The organism is Nocardia sp. (genome assembly GCF_025465275.1).
GTDB lineage: Bacteria > Actinomycetota > Actinomycetes > Mycobacteriales > Mycobacteriaceae > Nocardia.
Genome location: NZ_JAODNK010000072.1, coordinates 96,102 through 112,098 on the forward strand (window position 1 = coordinate 96,102; position 15,997 = coordinate 112,098).

General features: G+C 63.7%; 15 protein-coding genes. 7 read left to right on the forward strand and 8 right to left on the reverse strand.

Annotation, left to right across the window (positions count from 1 at the left end):
* Positions 1–16: 16 nt before the first annotated feature.
* The 7 genes from JWN03_RS16395 to JWN03_RS16425 all read right to left on the reverse strand — a co-directional run bounded on the left by JWN03_RS16395 (position 17) and on the right by JWN03_RS16425 (position 7,610).
* Positions 17–1,021 (reverse strand): MCE family protein, encoded by a 1,005-nt coding sequence (locus JWN03_RS16395; protein WP_297615383.1) that lies wholly within the window; start codon positions 1,019–1,021, stop codon positions 17–19.
* Positions 1,021–2,031 (reverse strand): MCE family protein, encoded by a 1,011-nt coding sequence (locus tag JWN03_RS16400; RefSeq protein WP_297615385.1) that lies wholly within the window; start codon positions 2,029–2,031, stop codon positions 1,021–1,023. The genes JWN03_RS16395 and JWN03_RS16400 overlap by 1 nt, the downstream gene beginning before the upstream one ends.
* Positions 2,028–3,191 carry an MCE family protein gene (locus tag JWN03_RS16405; protein ID WP_297615387.1) on the reverse strand — a complete coding sequence of 388 codons (1,164 nt, stop codon included), beginning with the start codon at positions 3,189–3,191 and terminating at the stop codon, positions 2,028–2,030. Before JWN03_RS16405 ends, JWN03_RS16400 begins: the two co-directional genes overlap by 4 nt.
* Entirely contained in the window at positions 3,191–3,970 is a 780-nt protein-coding gene (locus tag JWN03_RS16410) for an ABC transporter permease (protein ID WP_297615454.1), read from the reverse strand. Before JWN03_RS16410 ends, JWN03_RS16405 begins: the two co-directional genes overlap by 1 nt.
* A 126-nt stretch (positions 3,971–4,096) precedes the next feature.
* Positions 4,097–4,831 (reverse strand): MlaE family ABC transporter permease, encoded by a 735-nt coding sequence (locus JWN03_RS16415; protein ID WP_441343003.1) that lies wholly within the window; start codon positions 4,829–4,831, stop codon positions 4,097–4,099.
* Between the two features lie 195 nt (positions 4,832–5,026).
* Positions 5,027–6,472, reverse strand: a complete 1,446-nt coding sequence (locus JWN03_RS16420) for an aldehyde dehydrogenase (RefSeq protein WP_297615389.1) — start codon at positions 6,470–6,472, stop codon at positions 5,027–5,029.
* Positions 6,473–6,506: 34 nt separating this feature from the next.
* The gene (locus tag JWN03_RS16425) at positions 6,507–7,610 is read right to left on the reverse strand and encodes an NAD(P)-dependent alcohol dehydrogenase (RefSeq protein ID WP_297615391.1); all 1,104 of its coding nucleotides are present in this window, start codon (positions 7,608–7,610) and stop codon (positions 6,507–6,509) included.
* A gap of 631 nt (positions 7,611–8,241) precedes the next feature.
* Between JWN03_RS16425 and JWN03_RS16430 the strand changes: the two genes are divergently transcribed.
* Positions 8,242–9,048 carry a LuxR C-terminal-related transcriptional regulator gene (locus JWN03_RS16430; protein WP_297615393.1) on the forward strand — a complete coding sequence of 269 codons (807 nt, stop codon included), beginning with the start codon at positions 8,242–8,244 and terminating at the stop codon, positions 9,046–9,048.
* Positions 9,045–10,136 (forward strand): helix-turn-helix domain-containing protein, encoded by a 1,092-nt coding sequence (locus tag JWN03_RS16435; RefSeq protein ID WP_297615395.1) that lies wholly within the window; start codon positions 9,045–9,047, stop codon positions 10,134–10,136. The genes JWN03_RS16430 and JWN03_RS16435 overlap by 4 nt, the downstream gene beginning before the upstream one ends.
* On the opposite strand, the gene JWN03_RS16440 is transcribed toward JWN03_RS16435, so the two are convergent.
* Positions 10,137–10,853 carry a FadR/GntR family transcriptional regulator gene (locus JWN03_RS16440; RefSeq protein ID WP_441343001.1) on the reverse strand — a complete coding sequence of 239 codons (717 nt, stop codon included), beginning with the start codon at positions 10,851–10,853 and terminating at the stop codon, positions 10,137–10,139. It lies immediately after the preceding gene.
* Positions 10,854–11,064: 211 nt separating this feature from the next.
* On the opposite strand from JWN03_RS16440, the gene JWN03_RS16445 reads away from it, so the two are divergent.
* The 5 genes from JWN03_RS16445 (at position 11,065) to JWN03_RS16465 (ending at position 15,976) form a co-directional block, all read left to right on the forward strand.
* A complete protein-coding gene (locus JWN03_RS16445; protein WP_297615400.1) occupies positions 11,065–12,231 on the forward strand; it encodes an acyl-CoA dehydrogenase family protein in 1,167 nt (388 codons plus the stop codon).
* Positions 12,231–12,980 carry an SDR family NAD(P)-dependent oxidoreductase gene (locus JWN03_RS16450; RefSeq protein WP_297615402.1) on the forward strand — a complete coding sequence of 250 codons (750 nt, stop codon included), beginning with the start codon at positions 12,231–12,233 and terminating at the stop codon, positions 12,978–12,980. Before JWN03_RS16445 ends, JWN03_RS16450 begins: the two co-directional genes overlap by 1 nt.
* Complete coding sequence (locus JWN03_RS16455) at positions 12,980–14,173, forward strand: thiolase family protein (RefSeq protein WP_297615404.1); 1,194 nt, start codon at positions 12,980–12,982, stop codon at positions 14,171–14,173. The genes JWN03_RS16450 and JWN03_RS16455 overlap by 1 nt, the downstream gene beginning before the upstream one ends.
* A gap of 151 nt (positions 14,174–14,324) precedes the next feature.
* Positions 14,325–15,122 (forward strand): enoyl-CoA hydratase/isomerase family protein, encoded by a 798-nt coding sequence (locus tag JWN03_RS16460; RefSeq protein ID WP_297615458.1) that lies wholly within the window; start codon positions 14,325–14,327, stop codon positions 15,120–15,122.
* Positions 15,123–15,127: 5 nt separating this feature from the next.
* Positions 15,128–15,976, forward strand: coding sequence for an enoyl-CoA hydratase/isomerase family protein (locus JWN03_RS16465; protein ID WP_297615406.1), 849 nt, complete (start codon positions 15,128–15,130; stop codon positions 15,974–15,976).
* The last annotated feature ends 21 nt before the right edge of the window (positions 15,977–15,997 follow it).

Here is a 15,997-nt window from a genome sequence, read left to right on the forward strand (position 1 = left end):
ATGGAGAACCTCCATCTCATCGTGGACCTCCTGGACTTCCGGGAATCTGACCGGCAAGGTTCGCCGGGATGATGTTGTGCAGTAGAGCGCCGAAGAAAGGCCCGCTACCCACGGCCTCGCCGACCTGTGTGGCGAAATGCTGCAACCCGGTGAGCGCGCTGTTGAGATTGTCGTAATTCTTGTTCAGCGTGTTGATCAGCGAATCGAGTTGATCCAGTGTGGGTTTCAGCGTCGTCGCGTTGTCCTGGGCGACTCCGGTGAGGGCGTCGGATACCGCTTTCGCCTGGACCAGAACGCGATGAATCGTGGTCGCACGAGTGTTCAGTGCGGTGAAGAGGCTGTTGCCCTGATCGAAGAGCGCGGCCACCTGCCCGTTGCGTTGCGAGACGATCGCGCTGACATCTTTGGTGTTGGCGAGCAGCTTGCGTATCCCGTCGTCGCGCGTGGCGATCGAATTGGAGAGTCGGCCCAGGCCGGTGATCGATGAATTCAGACTCGGTGGCAACTGCGATTCGACCTTGCCGATCTGGTCGAGGGCTGCCGCCAGATTCGTCTTGTCGGTCTGGGCGACCTTATCTGTGACTTCCTGCAGCGATCGCGTGATGTCGTATCCGGATGTCGTGCGGCTCAACGGAATTGTGGCGCCGTCGCGGAGTTCGCCTGGGCCGCGCGGGTCCAGATCGATGAAGCGACGGCCGAGCACGGTCTGCACCTTGATCGTGGCAGTGGTCTCGTCACCGAGCTTCTGGTTCTTTCCGTCGGCGTCGAAGGTGACATCAACCTTGGCGCTGCCCAGATCGATACTGCGGACCTTGCCGATCTTCACGCCGGCGACTTGCACGGCGTCACCGACCGCGAGCCCGCTGGCATCGGCGAATTCGGCATGCAGCGATGCACCGCGATGGATGAACGGAATGGAGTCGAACTTGAAGGCGAGCACCAGCGCACCGATGATCAGCAGTGTGCCAACCACGCCCATGCGGAGTTTGCTGCGCTCGAGGAATGATTTGTGTTGTGCCATTATTTGCACCTGTCGGCCGGAGCGGTGAACATCGGTGTCGTGTTCTGCGGACCCGGCCCGTATCGAATTGCCAAGCCGCACACGAAGAAGTTGACGAAGTTTCCGTAACCCGCCAGGCGGCCGGCCAGCCGATAGGTTTCGGGGAGTTTTGCCAGCACCAGATTGAGCGTGTCCGTACTGGCGTTGAGGTTGGATGCGAGTTGCCCGAGGCCCGCGACATCCGCGCCGATGTCCTTGCGTGAGCCGTTCAGGATGTCACCCAACTGCGCAGTGAGTCCGTCCATGCTGTCGAGGGAGGAGGTAATGGTGCCGCTGTCGGTGTTCAGGCCCCGGACCAGCTCCTCCAGGGAGGTCACCAATTGACCGAACTGGTCACTGCGCGCGTGCACCGTGGTCAGCACGATGTTGAAGTTGTCGATCACCCCGCCGATCGCGTGATCGTGGTCGGCCAGCGAATTCGCGAGAGTGCCCATCTGCTCGACGATTTGGGCGATACCCGATTCCTGACCGTTCAAAGCCTGAACAAGCGACCGGGCCAGCCGGTTGGTCTGGTCGGGATCCAAACCCTGTAGCAGCGGCCGGAAGCCGTTGACGACCTGGTCCAGGTCCAGGGCCGGTGCCGTCTGCGCTATCGGGATCTGCCGGTTGCCCGGCAATGGTGTGGGGTCCCCGGAGCCTTCGGACAGGTCGAGGTACCGATCACCGATCAGGTTCTTGTACTTGATGCCGGCCCGAGTGCTCGTTGTGAGCGGGCGTTGGGTCGACAAGTCGAACGATACGAGCGCATGTCCGTCACCGGTGAGCTCGACCGAATGCACCTTGCCCATCGGCACGCCGGCTACCCGCACTTCCGAACCGCCGGACAGCCCCGAAGCGTTCTCGAACACCGCGGAATAGGTGTTCGTGGGTCCGAATCGGAGGTTGCCCGCTACCGCGACCACACCAAAACCCGCGGTGGCGGTCACGACCATGAATACGAGCAGCTTGAAGGCGGTAGCGGCGGTCTTCATCGCCAACCTCCGAACAGCAACTCGGCGAGCGGATTACCGATGAGATCCTCGGGCCCCTGGGCCGTCCGATAGGCATGACTACCGTCGTCGAAGGGAACGTGCCCCGGCTTCTGATCACCGGTGGCATAGCAGCTCGGCGCATTGTCGAGCCCCGTCTTCGGCAGGTCCTGCGACACTCGATACGGCGGGTCACCCATCAGCAAGGTGCCCAAGATATTCAGGCCAGGCCTATCGCTACCGCCGACCGTGTTCTCCAACAGCGTGTTCGTCTTATGCAGATTCGAAAGGAAGCAGGGGTATATCGGCGCGAACTCGGCGAGGACGCCGGTCGGCGCGACCAGCGCTGCCATGGACGCCTGCAAGGGGGCGCCCGCAGCCTGGAAAAGATCGCCGCCGCGGTTGCCGAATGAGGTGAAGCTGAGCAGGAATGCGCTGAGTTGCTTCTGCTGCGCGGTGATGGTGTCTCCTGTCGTGCTCAGCCGGTCGACCGTGGTGAGCAGATCGGGTGCTGCGGCGGCCAGCACATCCGCCGTATCGGCGGTACCGTGCATGTCTCGCCGCAAGGTGTCGAGCTGCGGGTTGAACGCGGTGAGATAGGAATCGAGATCGCTGACCAACTGACCTATAGCCGGGCCGCGACCGTGCAGCGCGACCGACAAGGCGGTGAGCGTTGCGCTCACCCGCTGCGGCTCGACAGTGCGCAGCACGGTGACCAACGATTCCAGCAGGTCATTGACTTCGGTTGCGGCAGCGCCATTTTCGATGACCGATCCGGTCGTGATCGTGGTGGCGGATGGCCGCTCCGGCAGCGACAGCGTGACGAACTTCCGGCCGAACAAGGTGGTCGGATCGATCGTCGCCCGCACGTTGGCGGGGATTGCCCGGGTGTAGTCGGTCGAGATGTTCATGGCGATACGGGCCTTGCCGTCCACCAGTTCGACTCCGCTGACGTGTCCGACGACCACCCCGCGCACCTTGACGTCGGAACCCTTTTCGAGCATGAGACCCGATCGGTCGGCGTAAAGCGTGACGCCCGCGACGCCGAGGAAGCTGCCGCGATAGAAGCCGATGGATACCGCGGTCACCGCCATCATGATCACGATCAGCCCGACACCCATCAATATGTATGCGTTGCGGCCGAATTCGCGCAGATGCCCCATCAGCCCGCCACCTTCACCGCACCAGAGGTGCCGCCGTACACGGCAATGCCTACGAGCAAATCGACCACCATGATCGAGATCAGCGAGGTCCGGACGGCCCGGCCGACCGCAACGCCGACACCGGCGGGACCGCCGCGCGCGTTGTAACCGTGATAGCAGTGCACGCACATGACCACGATCGCCATGCAGACCACCTTGATCAGCGACCACAACACATCGCTCGGGATCAGGAAGACATTGAAGTAATGGCTGTAGGTACCCGATGCCTGACCGGACATGAACACCGTCACGAGTTCGGTTGCCCCATACCCGACTATCAGCGCGACGCTGTAGAGCGGGACTACGGCGATCACACCGGCGGTTACCCGGGTCGCGACCAGATACTGCAGCGAGGGGATCGCCATCGTCTCGATCGCGTCGATCTCCTCGCTCACCCGCATCGCCCCGAGCTGCGCGGTGAAACCGGCTCCGACGGTGGCCGTCAGCGCGATGCCCGCGATGGCCGGGACCGCTTCCCGCGTATTGAAGAAGGCAGAAATGAATCCGGACATCGCACCGATCCCGATGCGGCCCAACGACGTTGTCGCCTGCTGCCCGACCTCATACCCGACGGCGGAGGTCAGCATCGCGATCACGACCAGCGTGCCGCCGATCGCCGCCAGCGCACCGCTGCCCATGCTCACCTCGGCGAGCAGGCGTAGAACCTCCTTGCGGTAGTGCACGAACGCCCGCGGCATCGCGAGAACGGTCTGCGTGTAGAACGAGATCTGCTTGCCCATATCGGTGAGCAGCCGGGCCGGCGTCGCGCCGGCGCGGAGAAGGCCGGCGACCGGCGACGGCCACCCGGCCCGCGGTAGGGATTCAGACACGGCAGAATGCCTTTCTCATATCAGTGCAGCGGTGGATCAGCGCAGGGCAATGGTCGTAATGATCGAATTGGCCAGGAAGAGCAGTAGAAAGCTGAAGACGACGGTTTGGTTGACCGCGTCACCCACGCCCTTCGGACCGCCCCGCACGTGCAGCCCCAAGTGACACGCCACCAGGCCGGCCAGTAGCCCGAACACTGCGGCCTTGATCTCGCTGACGAAGAAGTCCGGGATCCCCGTCAGCACCGATACGCTCGTAACGTATTGCCCTGGCGAAGCGCCTTGCATGTACACGGTGGCGATGAATCCGCCCACCAATCCGACAGCCGAAACCAGCCCGTTCAGAAACATGGCCACGATCGTCGAGGCAACAACGCGCGGAACACACAGCCGCTGAATAGGATCGATGCCCAGTACGCGCATGGCGTCGATCTCTTCGCGGATGGTGCGTGCACCGAGGTCGGCGCAGATCGCGGTCGATCCCGCACCCGCGACCACCAGCACGGTGACGACCGGGCCGATCTCTCGGATAATGGCGACACCCGCGCCCGCACCGCTGAGGTCGACCGCGCCGACCTCCGAGAGCAGGATATTGATCTCGTACACGAACATCACGCAGAACGGGATCGACATGAGTAGTGCGGGCATGATCGAGATGCTGGCGATGAACCACGCCTGGGCGATGAATTCGCGGAATTGAAAACGCGAGGTGAAGAGATATCGGAACGTCTCCATCGCGGTGGCATAGAAACCCCCGATCGCACTTAGAAACATGGTGACCGCGGGTAGCACCACACGTGCGCGCACCGGACTGAAACTATCGTCGACGGCCACAGAATCTTCTTTCCACGTCGTATTCAAATCTGGAGCAACAAATATGTTCGGGTGAATTCGGCACAGCAGCGGACCGGCATTGCCGGTCGGGATTACACCGACACGGCAATGCCTTCGATCCACCGATCCGGCAGGTCAGAGATAAATCGACTTCGGAACCAGGTAGGTCCCAAGGGCTTCCGGGCCGAGCTCACGTCCGAGGCCGCTGGCCTTGATGCCGCCGAACGGTGCCGTCGGGTCGGGGAGATAGCCGTTTATACCGATCGTTCCCGTTCGTATGTGCCGCGCGACTGTGAGTCCGCGGTCATGATCGGAGGTCCATACGGAACCACCCAATCCGTAATCGCTGTCGTTCGCGATGCGGATCGCCTCGTCATCGCCGTCGTAAGCGATCACCGACAGAACGGGACCGAAGATCTCTTCCTGCGCAATGGCGTAACTGTTCTCGACATCGGCGAAGATCGTCGGCTCCACGAACCAACCGGCATCGAGACCCTTCGGCCGGCCACCGCCCGTAGTCACGCGGGCGCCGTCGCCGCGACCCTTCGCGATGTAGGACTCGACCCGATCACGTTGCCGCGCACTCGCCATCGGTCCGATCTGTGTCGTCGGATCCAGGGAGTCACCAAGAGTCAGAGAGCTGGCCAAGCCCGTGAAGACGTCGACAACTTCCTGGTAACGCGACTTGGGCGCGAGCACCCTGGTCCCGAGATAGCAGGCCTGCCCGTTGTTGAGCAGGGTCGCGCCGAACAGCTGCTCCCCGATCTTGGCCAAGTCTAGATCAGCGTCGTCGAGGATGATTGCCGCCGACTTTCCGCCGAGCTCGAGGGTGACCGGCCGCAGCAGTCGGCCACATACTTCGCCGATATTGCGGCCCGCCGTGGTGGAACCGGTGAAGGCGACCTTATCGACGTCCGGATGGGCGACAAGATAGGCGCCGAGTTCGCGGCCGCCGGGCACGATATTGATGACACCGGCCGGAATTCCGGCCTCGTCGATCGCCTCGGCGAGCAGGTAGCTGTCAAAGACGGTCTCCGGCGACGGTTTGATGACGAACGTGCAGCCTGCCGCCAGTCCGGGGGCATATTTGAATGCCGCCAGCGCCTGCGGGAAGTTCCACGGGACGATAGCCCCGACCACGCCTATCGGTGCCCGGTTGACCAGCGTCGATCCACCGAACAGTCCCACACGGGTCTCGTCGAAGGATTCATTCCGAACCTGATCCCCGTAATACCGCAACAGCAACTGCGGGAATATCGCCTCGAGCTTCTCGGAGACTGCAACCGGCATACCGTTCTGTGAACTCACAGCCTGCACAATCTCGGGCGCACGCTTGTCGAGCGCGTCGGCCAGCCGCGCCATCGCGTCGGCACGCTCGGCCGGGGACCACTGCGACCAGCCGTTGGGATCGTCGAACGCGGCGCGGGCCGCAGCCACCGCCGCATCGATGTCGGCGGGGGCTCCCTCCGGTACCGAGCCGAGCACCTGCTCGTTATTCGGCGAAATCACCGTGATCTTCCCGGAGGACGCTGGGGCACGCCAACCGCCGTCGATATAGAACAGGTCACGTTCGATTGTCATGATGTAATCCTTTGTGTGCTTAGCGGTTTCGGCTTTACTGAGTAGTGAGGACGACCTTGACCACATCGCCGCGCTGCTGCGCCGCGACGGCCTCGTTGATCTCCGACATCGGCATCGTGCTGATCAACTTGTCGAACGGGAACTTGCCTCGGCGGTACAGGTCGAGGATGTAAGGAATGAAGATCTGCGGGTCGGCGTCGCCTTCTGTGATCCCGCGGACGGTCAGCCCCTGCAGCACGGCCGGAATGAGCGCGACCGGCAGCACCGCCTCCGGGTTCGCGGGCACTCCGATCAGGCCGAGCGTCCCGCGGGCGCCCAACGACGCCAGCAACTGTTCGAGCACCGACACCACCGCGGTGGTGTCGATCGCGTACTCGACGCCCTCAGGAACGATGGCGCGAATCTGCTCGGCGACCGGGCCCGCGCTCGGATCGATCGCATGCGTGGCACCGAGGTCCAGAGCCAGCTTGCGGCGGGTCTCATGCGGTTCGACGACGATGATGAACGCGGCCTCCCGCACCACAGCCGCCAGCACGGCGGCGAGCCCGACCGCACCGGCACCGGCCACCACCAGCGAAGCGCCCGCCTCCACATAGAGGGAGTTCATGACGGCGCCGGCGCCGGTCTGGATACCGCACCCGAGTGGACCGGCCAACTCGATCGGCACATCGTCCGGCAGCTTCACTACATTCCGCACGTGCGCGATGGCGTGCGTCGCCAGCGATGACTGACCGAAGAAGTTGCTGCCCAGGGGTTTACCAGCCTCGGCGACGGCGGAGGAGCCATCGGCGCGAACGCCACCGAAGTTGTATTCCATGAAGCGCAGGCAGTACGCAGGTGCGCCTTTGCCACACTGCGTGCAGTCCCCACAGCTGTTGAAGCTGATCGCCACTTTGTCACCGGCGCTGACCGAGGTGACATTCGCGCCGACCGCGACCACCGTTCCACTGCCTTCGTGCCCGAGGACGCCGGGTAGCGGGAACGGCAGATGACCTGCCTTGACGGCGAGATCGGTGTGACAGATTCCGGCACCGGCGATTTCGACCACGACCTCATCGGCCGCGGGCGCTGCGAGCTCGACGGCTTGGACGCTGAACTGTTCGCCGACCTCGTGTAACACTGCGGCCTTGATTTCCATGATTAACTCCCTATTCGGTGTTCGGACCGATGTTAGGAAGCTCATATTCAAAAAACCCCTGATCAGACGGTAAATCACTCGAATGCCCCCCACTCGTACCCCTTCAGGGGGAGCTCACCCCTCCTTCCGGGAGGCGAGCAAGTTATACAGGACGGATTTCCCTCTAATATCACGTGTTTGACGTCACAATTCACTTCGAATACAATGTGAACTTCACGTGTCTTCATGCAACGTGTAAGTAACGTTTCTCTGGGTCACCGTCGACCCTGCGGTGCGCTAGGAGGCCTCCGTGATGCCATACGCATCCTGGATTTCGGCCGTGGATGACGAATCGTTCGCCGAACAAATGAGGGATCTAGTCCTTCTCGCGACTGACCTCATCGGGATCGAATCCGAACCAGACTCAGCCCTACCCTTCGATGCGCGCCTCGCCCGGTTGCGCGGTCGCATCGAAGAACTCGTCAACAGCGTGGAGACGACATCCGAGCGCCGCTCGGAGGCATACGAGCTGCTGACATCGATTCATCGACTGCAGCACGCCGGCCTGGAAACAGCACTCGAACACCAGCTTTCGACATTGTCGGAGATCCGATACGGAATCGACGAGCTGGCCGGATTCGCACCACGCGAGTTGATCGGCGCTGCGCCGGTTCGCGCGTGCCGGGATCTGTCGTTCGGCCGCGCATTGATATCGACCGTCAGCGGATCGATATGGCTGCCTCAGCGGCTGCATATCGAGGAAGACCGGGGCGCGGAAACCCCGGGGTTCGAAGAGTTCGTCGATGGCGCCCGCATTCCGCTGTCCGATGCACCGCTGGAGACGGAATTGATCAGGCGCCGGACAGCTGCCCTCGTGCCCGATCCCGCTTCGGACAAACGAACCTACAAACAGATCGTCGGTGTGGCACGGTCATGGGGTTACGTCGTGGCTCCAATCACCCTGCACGGCAGGGCAATCGGGATGTTACATGCAGACCGCCCGCAGAATCGCGGCCACATCACCAGGGATGATCGCGAACTGCTGGCGACATTCGCAGAGTGCCTGTCCATCGTGTTCGAAAGCGCGGTGCTGCAGGATCGGATGGAGCAGCAGGTCAAACGCACCACCGACACTTATGCTGAAGTCGTATCGATGCTCGATGACTCGGACATATTGGCGCGAGTGCCCCAACCGTCCGGACCGGCACCGCGGCCACCGAGGTTCCCGCAGGTTGGGCCGGCCGGCACCACATCACTGACGTCGAGGGAGCGAGAAGTACTCGCCCACTTGGCAACCGGCGCGACCAATGCTCAGATTGCCCGCAATCTGGTGATCTCGGAAGCGACCATCAAGTCGCACCTCAAGCGGATCTCGAAGAAGCTCGGCACCTCGAGTCGCGCGGCGGCGGTCGCGACCTATGCACGGATGACTCAGGGGCCGTATGGGATTGCCCAATGAGCCCTGACGCGGCTCGCAAGGCTCTCGACCTTCTCGTCACCCTCGACCTCGACCTCCGGCACGAGCTGCGGCTCGAGGGACGCCAGCGCATGGCGACCACGTTGCCCGAGGCGATCGCGATATCCGAAGAGTCGACTGCCGTCGCATTATCGGCCGAGCCGTCAGGTTTCGCAGCGGCCGACGCCGCCCGAGCGCGCTTGATCACCGGATGTCTCACCGCCCAATCCGAAGCTCGCGAGCTAGTGCACAGGACCCGGTCGCACCGCGTCTCCGCGATCGCGCGATCGATCACCCGGATGCGCGCCGCCAGTTCTGCCGACGCACTCATTCGCCAGACATGCTCGGAACTTACCGGCGCACTCGACTTCCGATGTGCGACTTACTCGGTCATTGACACCGATGGCTACTGGATTCGATACGTGTACCCCCGCGGAAATGCCTGGCTGCCACAAGATTCGACGAAATGGCAGCTCTCTCCCGAGGAGCTCCGCTGTGTTGTCGAAGGCAGACCGATTATTGTCGGTGACGCCATGTCGAAGCCTGCCGGTGCTATGTCGATGTTGCTGGGCGCGACCAATTACGTGGTGGCGCCGGTGATCCTGAACTCCGAGGTGTCCGCGCTGTTCCATGCCGCCCGCGCACTACCGTGGACAGTCGATTCCGCGGACGTCAAGCTGCTGGACCTCATCGCATCGGCATTCGCCGTCGTCTCCGAGCGGGAAATGCGATCGGATCGCCTGCAACGCAGGCAGCAGGCTATCTTCGCGGCGGCCCGACGACTCGTGGCCGACACCGAATCCTTCGTCGGCGGAGACATCGATCTCGATATCGGCGGCCAGACGTCGCCCCGACCCGTACACCGGGCACCGATGCGGCCAGCGCTGCGGGAGTTGCTGACCCAGCGCGAGACGGAAGTGTTGAAACTCATTGTGGCAGGCGCTTCGAACAACGAGATCGCGGATCAGTTGGTCATCACCGTCGAAACGGTGAAATCCCATGTGAAGAAGGTGCTGCGCAAGCTCGGCGCGGTCAACCGCGCCGAGGCGATCTCGCTGTATCTCGACGACAAAGGCCCGACGCCACGCTGACTACGCCGGCTCGAGCGGGATATCGGTACGCTCCTCCACGGCCAGCACGCTCTCGGCATACGAATGCACATGCCGAGCCATCCGACGCGCCGCAGCATCGGCGTCGCGGTCCTTGATCGCCCTGGTCACCGAACGGTGCGCGCGTAGCGTGGTGTTGCGCACCTGCTCGTCCACGAAACCCTCGGTGGCGGTGGCGGTATAGATGGCCCGTGACAACGCGATCATCAATCCGGTCAGCAGTTCGTTGTGGCTCGCGGTCGCCACGGCGATATGCCAATCGACATTCGCCTGTAGGAAAGCCGCGAGCTCCCCCTCCGCATCGACGATGGCCTGGTTCGCAGCGTCCAGCGTGCCCAGATCGCTGTCGGTTCGGCTCGCCGCGGCGAGCTGGGCGCAGAAGGGTTCGATCGCCTCACGTGTCTCGTGCAGCGCGGCGAGCCGAATCTGACGACCTCGGATCAACAGCGCGACCGAGGCGGCCATCGACTGCTCGCCGGGGCGCTGGACGAAGGCGCCGCCGGCCCGGCCTGCCTTGATCCGGATCAGCCCTTGCACCTCGAGGATTCGCAGTGCCTCCCGCACGGTGGTGCGGCTCATTTGCGTTTGGACAACAAGTTCCCGCTCCGGAGGCAGTTGGGTGTTCTCCGCGAATTCCCCACTCAGGATCCGCTCCCGCAGTTCGCCTGCCAGCACATCCGAGGCTTTCGGCACCTTCATCGGAGCAAGTCTGATGGCTGAGCGTCCGTCGGGCGATAGACCTCCGGCGGCTGATGGCATACGATCCCCAATCCTTGGTCTAAAGGTCCGACCCAATATAGCATCGGCCCATGACGGCGAACGTGATCGCTCCCCTCCCCGCGCACATTGCTCTTTGGTCAGTCCTTTAGTATGTTGGTCCAAACAGGATATTACTGATGGGACGGGTGCGGTGGATTTCGACCTGACAGACGACCAAGCGACAATTCGCGACGCGGTACGCGAACTCGCCGGGAAGTTCGATGAGCAGTACTGGGTGGAAAAGGATGCCGCGCACCAGTTCCCGACCGAGTTCTACGACACCTTCGCGAAAGGTGGCTGGCTCGGCATCACGACACCGGAGGAGTACGGCGGGCACGGCCTCGGCATCACCGAAGCATCCATCCTGCTGCAGGAGGTCGCCGCCTCCGGCGCGGGCATGAACGGCGCCAGCTCCATGCACCTGTCGATCTTCGGCATGCATCCGGTGATCGTGCACGGTTCCGAGGAACTGAAACGACGTACTCTCCCCCGCATCGTCGACGGCAGCCTGCATGTGTGCTTCGGGGTCACCGAACCCGGCGCTGGCCTGGACACCACCCGGATCACCACCTTCGCCCGCCGCGACGGCGACCGCTACATCGTCAACGGACGCAAGGTATGGATCTCCAAGGCGATGGAGTCGGAGAAGGTCCTTCTACTCACGCGCACTACAAAATTCGAGGACGTCGCAAAGAAGACCGACGGGCTCACCCTCTTCCTCACCGACCTCGACCGGTCCCGGGTGGACATCAGGCCTATCGCGAAGATGGGCCGCAATGCCGTCACCTCCAACGAACTGTTCATCGACAATCTGGAGATCCCTGTCGAAGACCGAGTCGGCGAGGAGGGCAAGGGATTCAAATACATCCTCGACGGACTGAATCCCGAGCGAATGCTCGTGGCCTCGGAGGCTCTCGGCATCGGACGCGCGGCGCTACGCCGTGCCACCCAGTACGCCAACGAGCGTGAGGTGTTCGGCCGAAAGATCGGCATGAATCAGGGCATCCAATTCCCCCTGGCCGATTCGCTGGCGCACTTGGACGCGGCCGAACTCGTGCTCCGCAAGGCAACATGGCTCTACGACAACGGCAGACCCTGTGCCCGCGAAGCGAATACAGCGAAATACCTCTGCGCTGAGGCCGGCTTCCAAGCAGCCGACCGTGCCCTGCAAACCCACGGCGGCATGGGCTATTCGGAGGAGTACCACGTCGCCCGGTACTTCCGTGAAGCACGACTCACCCGCATCGCACCGCTGAGCCAGGAGATGGTTCTCAACTACCTCGGCGAGCACGTCCTCGGCCTCCCCAGGAGCTACTGATGTTCGACCTCACTGGAAGATCCGCCCTCGTCACCGGAGCCGGTGCCGGAATCGGCGCCGCCATCGCGCGAGCATTCGCGAAGGCCGGTGCCGCAGTGCTGGTCACCGACGTCGACGCCGAAGCCGCGGCTTCGGTTGCCCGAGAGATCACCACTGCGGGCGGCACAGCGACCTCAGCGGCTCTCGATGTGCGCGACGCGGAGCAGGCGACCGCAGCCGCGAAGCAGGCCGCCGTGTACGGCGGAGGCACGCTCAACATTCTGGTCAACAACGCCGGCGCCATTGCACCGGCGATGTTCGGCAACCTCACCGAGGAGGCATTCCGGCGGATCCTCGATATCCATCTCTTAGGCAGCTTTGTGTGCAGCCAAGCAGTACTGCCCTATCTACCGTGCGACGGCACCGGGCGCATCATCAACATCACCTCGGCGGCTGGGTTGCAGGGCACAATCGGACAAGCGAACTACAGCGCCGCCAAGGCCGGAATCATCGGCCTGACAAAGTCTTTGGCGAAGGAGCTGGCCAAGCAGCAGGTGACGGTGAACGCCATCGCGCCGCTGGCAGCCACCGCCATGACCGAGAACATTCGCGGCAACGAGAAGCTGGCCGCGAAGACGCTGGCCCGAATTCCATTGGGGCGCTGGGCCGAACCGGATGAGATTGCCGCGAGCTTCGTCTTCTTCGCCTCCGACGCTGCGTCTTACATCACCGGCCAGGTACTTCCCGTCGACGGCGGGACGGTGATCTGATGGGAATCTCACGCGGTCCCTTCCAGCGCACTGCGCGTGAGGTGATCATCGCCGAAGCGATCCGCACGCCGATAGGCCGGTCACATCCGGAACGTGGCTGGTATCGCGACACGCATCCCAACGCCATGCTCGCCGCAGTCTATCGGGACCTGATCCGGCGCGGCGGGATCGATCCCGCCGTCGTCGAGGATCTGGTGATCGGCTGCACCGCGCCGTTCGGCGAGCAGTCCCGCAATATCGGGCGAAATGCCTGGCTGCAGGCCGGCTATCCGGCGGCGGTCCCGGCGGTCACCCTGGACCGGCGCTGCGGATCCGCGCAGACTGCTGTCGAGATGGGTGCGGCACTCGTCGGCTCCGGCACCCATGATCTGGTGATCGCGGGCGGCGTCGAGCACATGGGGCACGTTCCGATGAACTCCCCCGCTGCCATCTCCGAGCTCTACGGCGACCCGTGGCCACCGGAGCTGCGCGAGCGCTACGCGTTCGTCTCTCAGGGCGAGAGCGCGGAACTCATCGCCGATCAATGGGCCATCACCCGTGCGGAGATGGACGAATTCGCCGTTCGCTCACACGCATTGGCGAGCGCTGCCATCGACGCGGGGCGATTCGACGCCGAGATGGTTCCGCTCGAACTCGCCGGGGAAATCCGAACCAGCGACCAATCCGTTCGACCATCGACCGACACGGCCACCCTGGCCAGACTGAAGACGGTGTTCCGTGCGGACGGCCGGGTCACCGCCGGAACCTCGTCACCGATCTGCGACGGCGCCGCGGGTGTACTGCTGGCATCGCGCGAAGCCGTTGACGCACAAGGGCTTCGGGCGCGTGCCCGCATCCTGGACCAGACGACGGTCGGCGTCGACCCGATCATCATGCTCACCGGGCCGATTCCCGCGACCCGGAAACTGCTCGAGCGCAACGGGATGACCATCGACGATATCGACCTCATCGAAATCAACGAGGCGTTCAGTTCTGTAGTCCTGGCCTGGGAGCGGGAGTTGAAGCCGGATATGGACCGAGTCAACGTCAACGGCGGCGCAATCGCGCTCGGCCACCCAGTCGGAGCCACCGGCGCCCGGCTGATCGCCACCATCATCGCCGAACTAGAGCGCCGTGACGCGGAGATCGGACTGGTGACCATGTGCTGTGGCGGCGGGCTCGGCACCGCCACCCTGGTGCAGCGGATCGCCTGATGAGCGAAGGGTGCGCAAGCCTACGGCATCTCACCCCAGCGAGGGAGGCGACCCCCTCGATCGAGGCTAGCGCGATCGCGGCCGCGCGATCACCGTGGTAGCGGCGGGCGGCTACTCCATCCAGCGAAGGAAATCCCACGTGAACGACATCATGCAGCTGGAAACGATCCAGTTGGATCGCCCGGAGCCGGGCATCGCCGTAGCGACCCTGAATCGGCCCACGCGGCTGAACGCGATGACGAACACGATGTTCGCCGAACTTGAGCAGCTCGCTCGCACCCTGGATCGCGAGGACGACCTCCGAGTATTGATCATCACCGGTGCGGGCAAGGCGTTCTGCGCAGGATACGACCTCGCCGACGCCGACCTGCTCCCGTCGCTGTCACCGATCGGGATGCTCGATCAGCAGGAGCGAGCTGCGCGGGCACTTGCGGCCTTGCGCGGCATGCGAATTCCCGTTATCGCTGCGGTCAACGGCGCGGCCGCGGGCGGTGGACTGTCGCTCGCGCTGGCGGCCGACATCCGGATCGGCTCTGCGTCGGCCCGATTCAACGCCGCTTTCGTCCGAATCGGTTTGTCCGCAGGCGATCTCGGCGCTTCCTGGCTACTCCCCCGCCTCATCGGCCCCGCCCAGGCGGCCGAGTTCGCCTACACCGGCCGTGTCATGGAAGCCGCCGAGGCGGAGCGACTCGGATTGCTGAATTCTGTCGTTCCCGCCGACTCACTGCTGGCCGAGGCGATCGCCATGGCCGCACAGATCAGCGCGAACTCGCCTGGTGGCGTGCAGCTTTCCAAGCGGGCGCTGCAGGCCAACATGGAGGTGTCGTCGTTCGCGGCGGCGCTGGAGTTGGAGAACCGGGGGCAGGCGCTGTTGACCAGGGGCACCGACATGCCTGAAGCCTTGGCGGCCTTCAAGGAGAAGCGCCGCCCCGAATTCACCGGACGGTGACCGAGATGACCCAGACTGCGGACAGCACCGACGTGACCCTGACGAACTACGATCCACCCGCGCTGACGACCCTGCGGTTGGATATCCATCCCGGACGGGTCGCCGTGCTGACCGTCAACCGCCCCGAGCGGATGAACTCCCAGACGGTCACCATGTTCGAAGAGTTCGGCACCGCCGCCTATGCGTTGCGGGACACCGACGCCCGCGCGCTGATCATCCGTGGTGCTGGTGATCGCGCGTTCTGCTCGGGATTCGACCTCGATGAGATCTCGGTGATCACCCGCATGGGGATCCGGGAATTTCTGCAGTTCCAGGAACTTGCCGCTGGCGGCATGGCCGCCCTGCGGCACTTGCCGTTCCCGGTGATCGCGGCGATCTACGGGGCGGCTTCCGGTGGCGGAATGTCCCTGGCACTGGCAGCCGATATCCGCCTGCTGGCACCCAAGGCAAAATTCAACGCCGCGTTCGTCAAGGTCGGCCTGTCAGTGGGGGAACTCAGCAACTCCTGGCAGCTGAGCAGGCTGATCGGCCCCGGCCGGGCCGCCGAAATCGCCTACACCGGGCGACTGGTCGGTGCCGAGGAAGCTGTGCGGATCGGCTTGGCGAATCGAATCGTGGCACACGATCGACTCATGGACGAGGCTTTTGCGCTCGCGGGCGCGATCTCGGCGAATTCACCTGGCGGCGTTCGCCTCTCCAAGCGCGCGCTACAACGCAATCAGGAGATCGGTTCCTATGCGGCCGCCCTGGAGCTCGAAAATCGCGGCCAAGCGCTACTCACCCGCTGCGCCGACATGCCGGAAGCGCTGGCCGCCTTCCGGGAAAAGCGCCCGCCCCGATTCACCGGCGAATAGCCGCCCAAATGGACTACGAAA

Excerpts from the sequence above, each read along its gene's own strand:
- JWN03_RS16395 (WP_297615383.1), bottom strand. The coding sequence starts at position 1,021 with ATGGCACAACACAAATCATTCCTCGAGCGCAGCAAACTCCGCATGGGC.
- JWN03_RS16400 (WP_297615385.1), bottom strand. The coding sequence starts at position 2,031 with ATGAAGACCGCCGCTACCGCCTTCAAGCTGCTCGTATTCATGGTCGTG.
- JWN03_RS16405 (WP_297615387.1), bottom strand. The coding sequence starts at position 3,191 with ATGGGGCATCTGCGCGAATTCGGCCGCAACGCATACATATTGATGGGT.
- JWN03_RS16410 (WP_297615454.1), bottom strand. The coding sequence starts at position 3,970 with ATGGGCAAGCAGATCTCGTTCTACACGCAGACCGTTCTCGCGATGCCG.
- JWN03_RS16415 (WP_441343003.1), bottom strand. The coding sequence starts at position 4,831 with ATGTTTCTAAGTGCGATCGGGGGTTTCTATGCCACCGCGATGGAGACG.
- JWN03_RS16420 (WP_297615389.1), bottom strand. The coding sequence starts at position 6,472 with ATGACAATCGAACGTGACCTGTTCTATATCGACGGCGGTTGGCGTGCC.
- JWN03_RS16425 (WP_297615391.1), bottom strand. The coding sequence starts at position 7,610 with ATGGAAATCAAGGCCGCAGTGTTACACGAGGTCGGCGAACAGTTCAGC.
- JWN03_RS16435 (WP_297615395.1), top strand. The coding sequence starts at position 9,045 with ATGAGCCCTGACGCGGCTCGCAAGGCTCTCGACCTTCTCGTCACCCTC.
- JWN03_RS16440 (WP_441343001.1), bottom strand. The coding sequence starts at position 10,853 with ATGAAGGTGCCGAAAGCCTCGGATGTGCTGGCAGGCGAACTGCGGGAG.
- JWN03_RS16450 (WP_297615402.1), top strand. The coding sequence starts at position 12,231 with ATGTTCGACCTCACTGGAAGATCCGCCCTCGTCACCGGAGCCGGTGCC.
- JWN03_RS16455 (WP_297615404.1), top strand. The coding sequence starts at position 12,980 with ATGGGAATCTCACGCGGTCCCTTCCAGCGCACTGCGCGTGAGGTGATC.
- JWN03_RS16460 (WP_297615458.1), top strand. The coding sequence starts at position 14,325 with ATGCAGCTGGAAACGATCCAGTTGGATCGCCCGGAGCCGGGCATCGCC.
- JWN03_RS16465 (WP_297615406.1), top strand. The coding sequence starts at position 15,128 with ATGACCCAGACTGCGGACAGCACCGACGTGACCCTGACGAACTACGAT.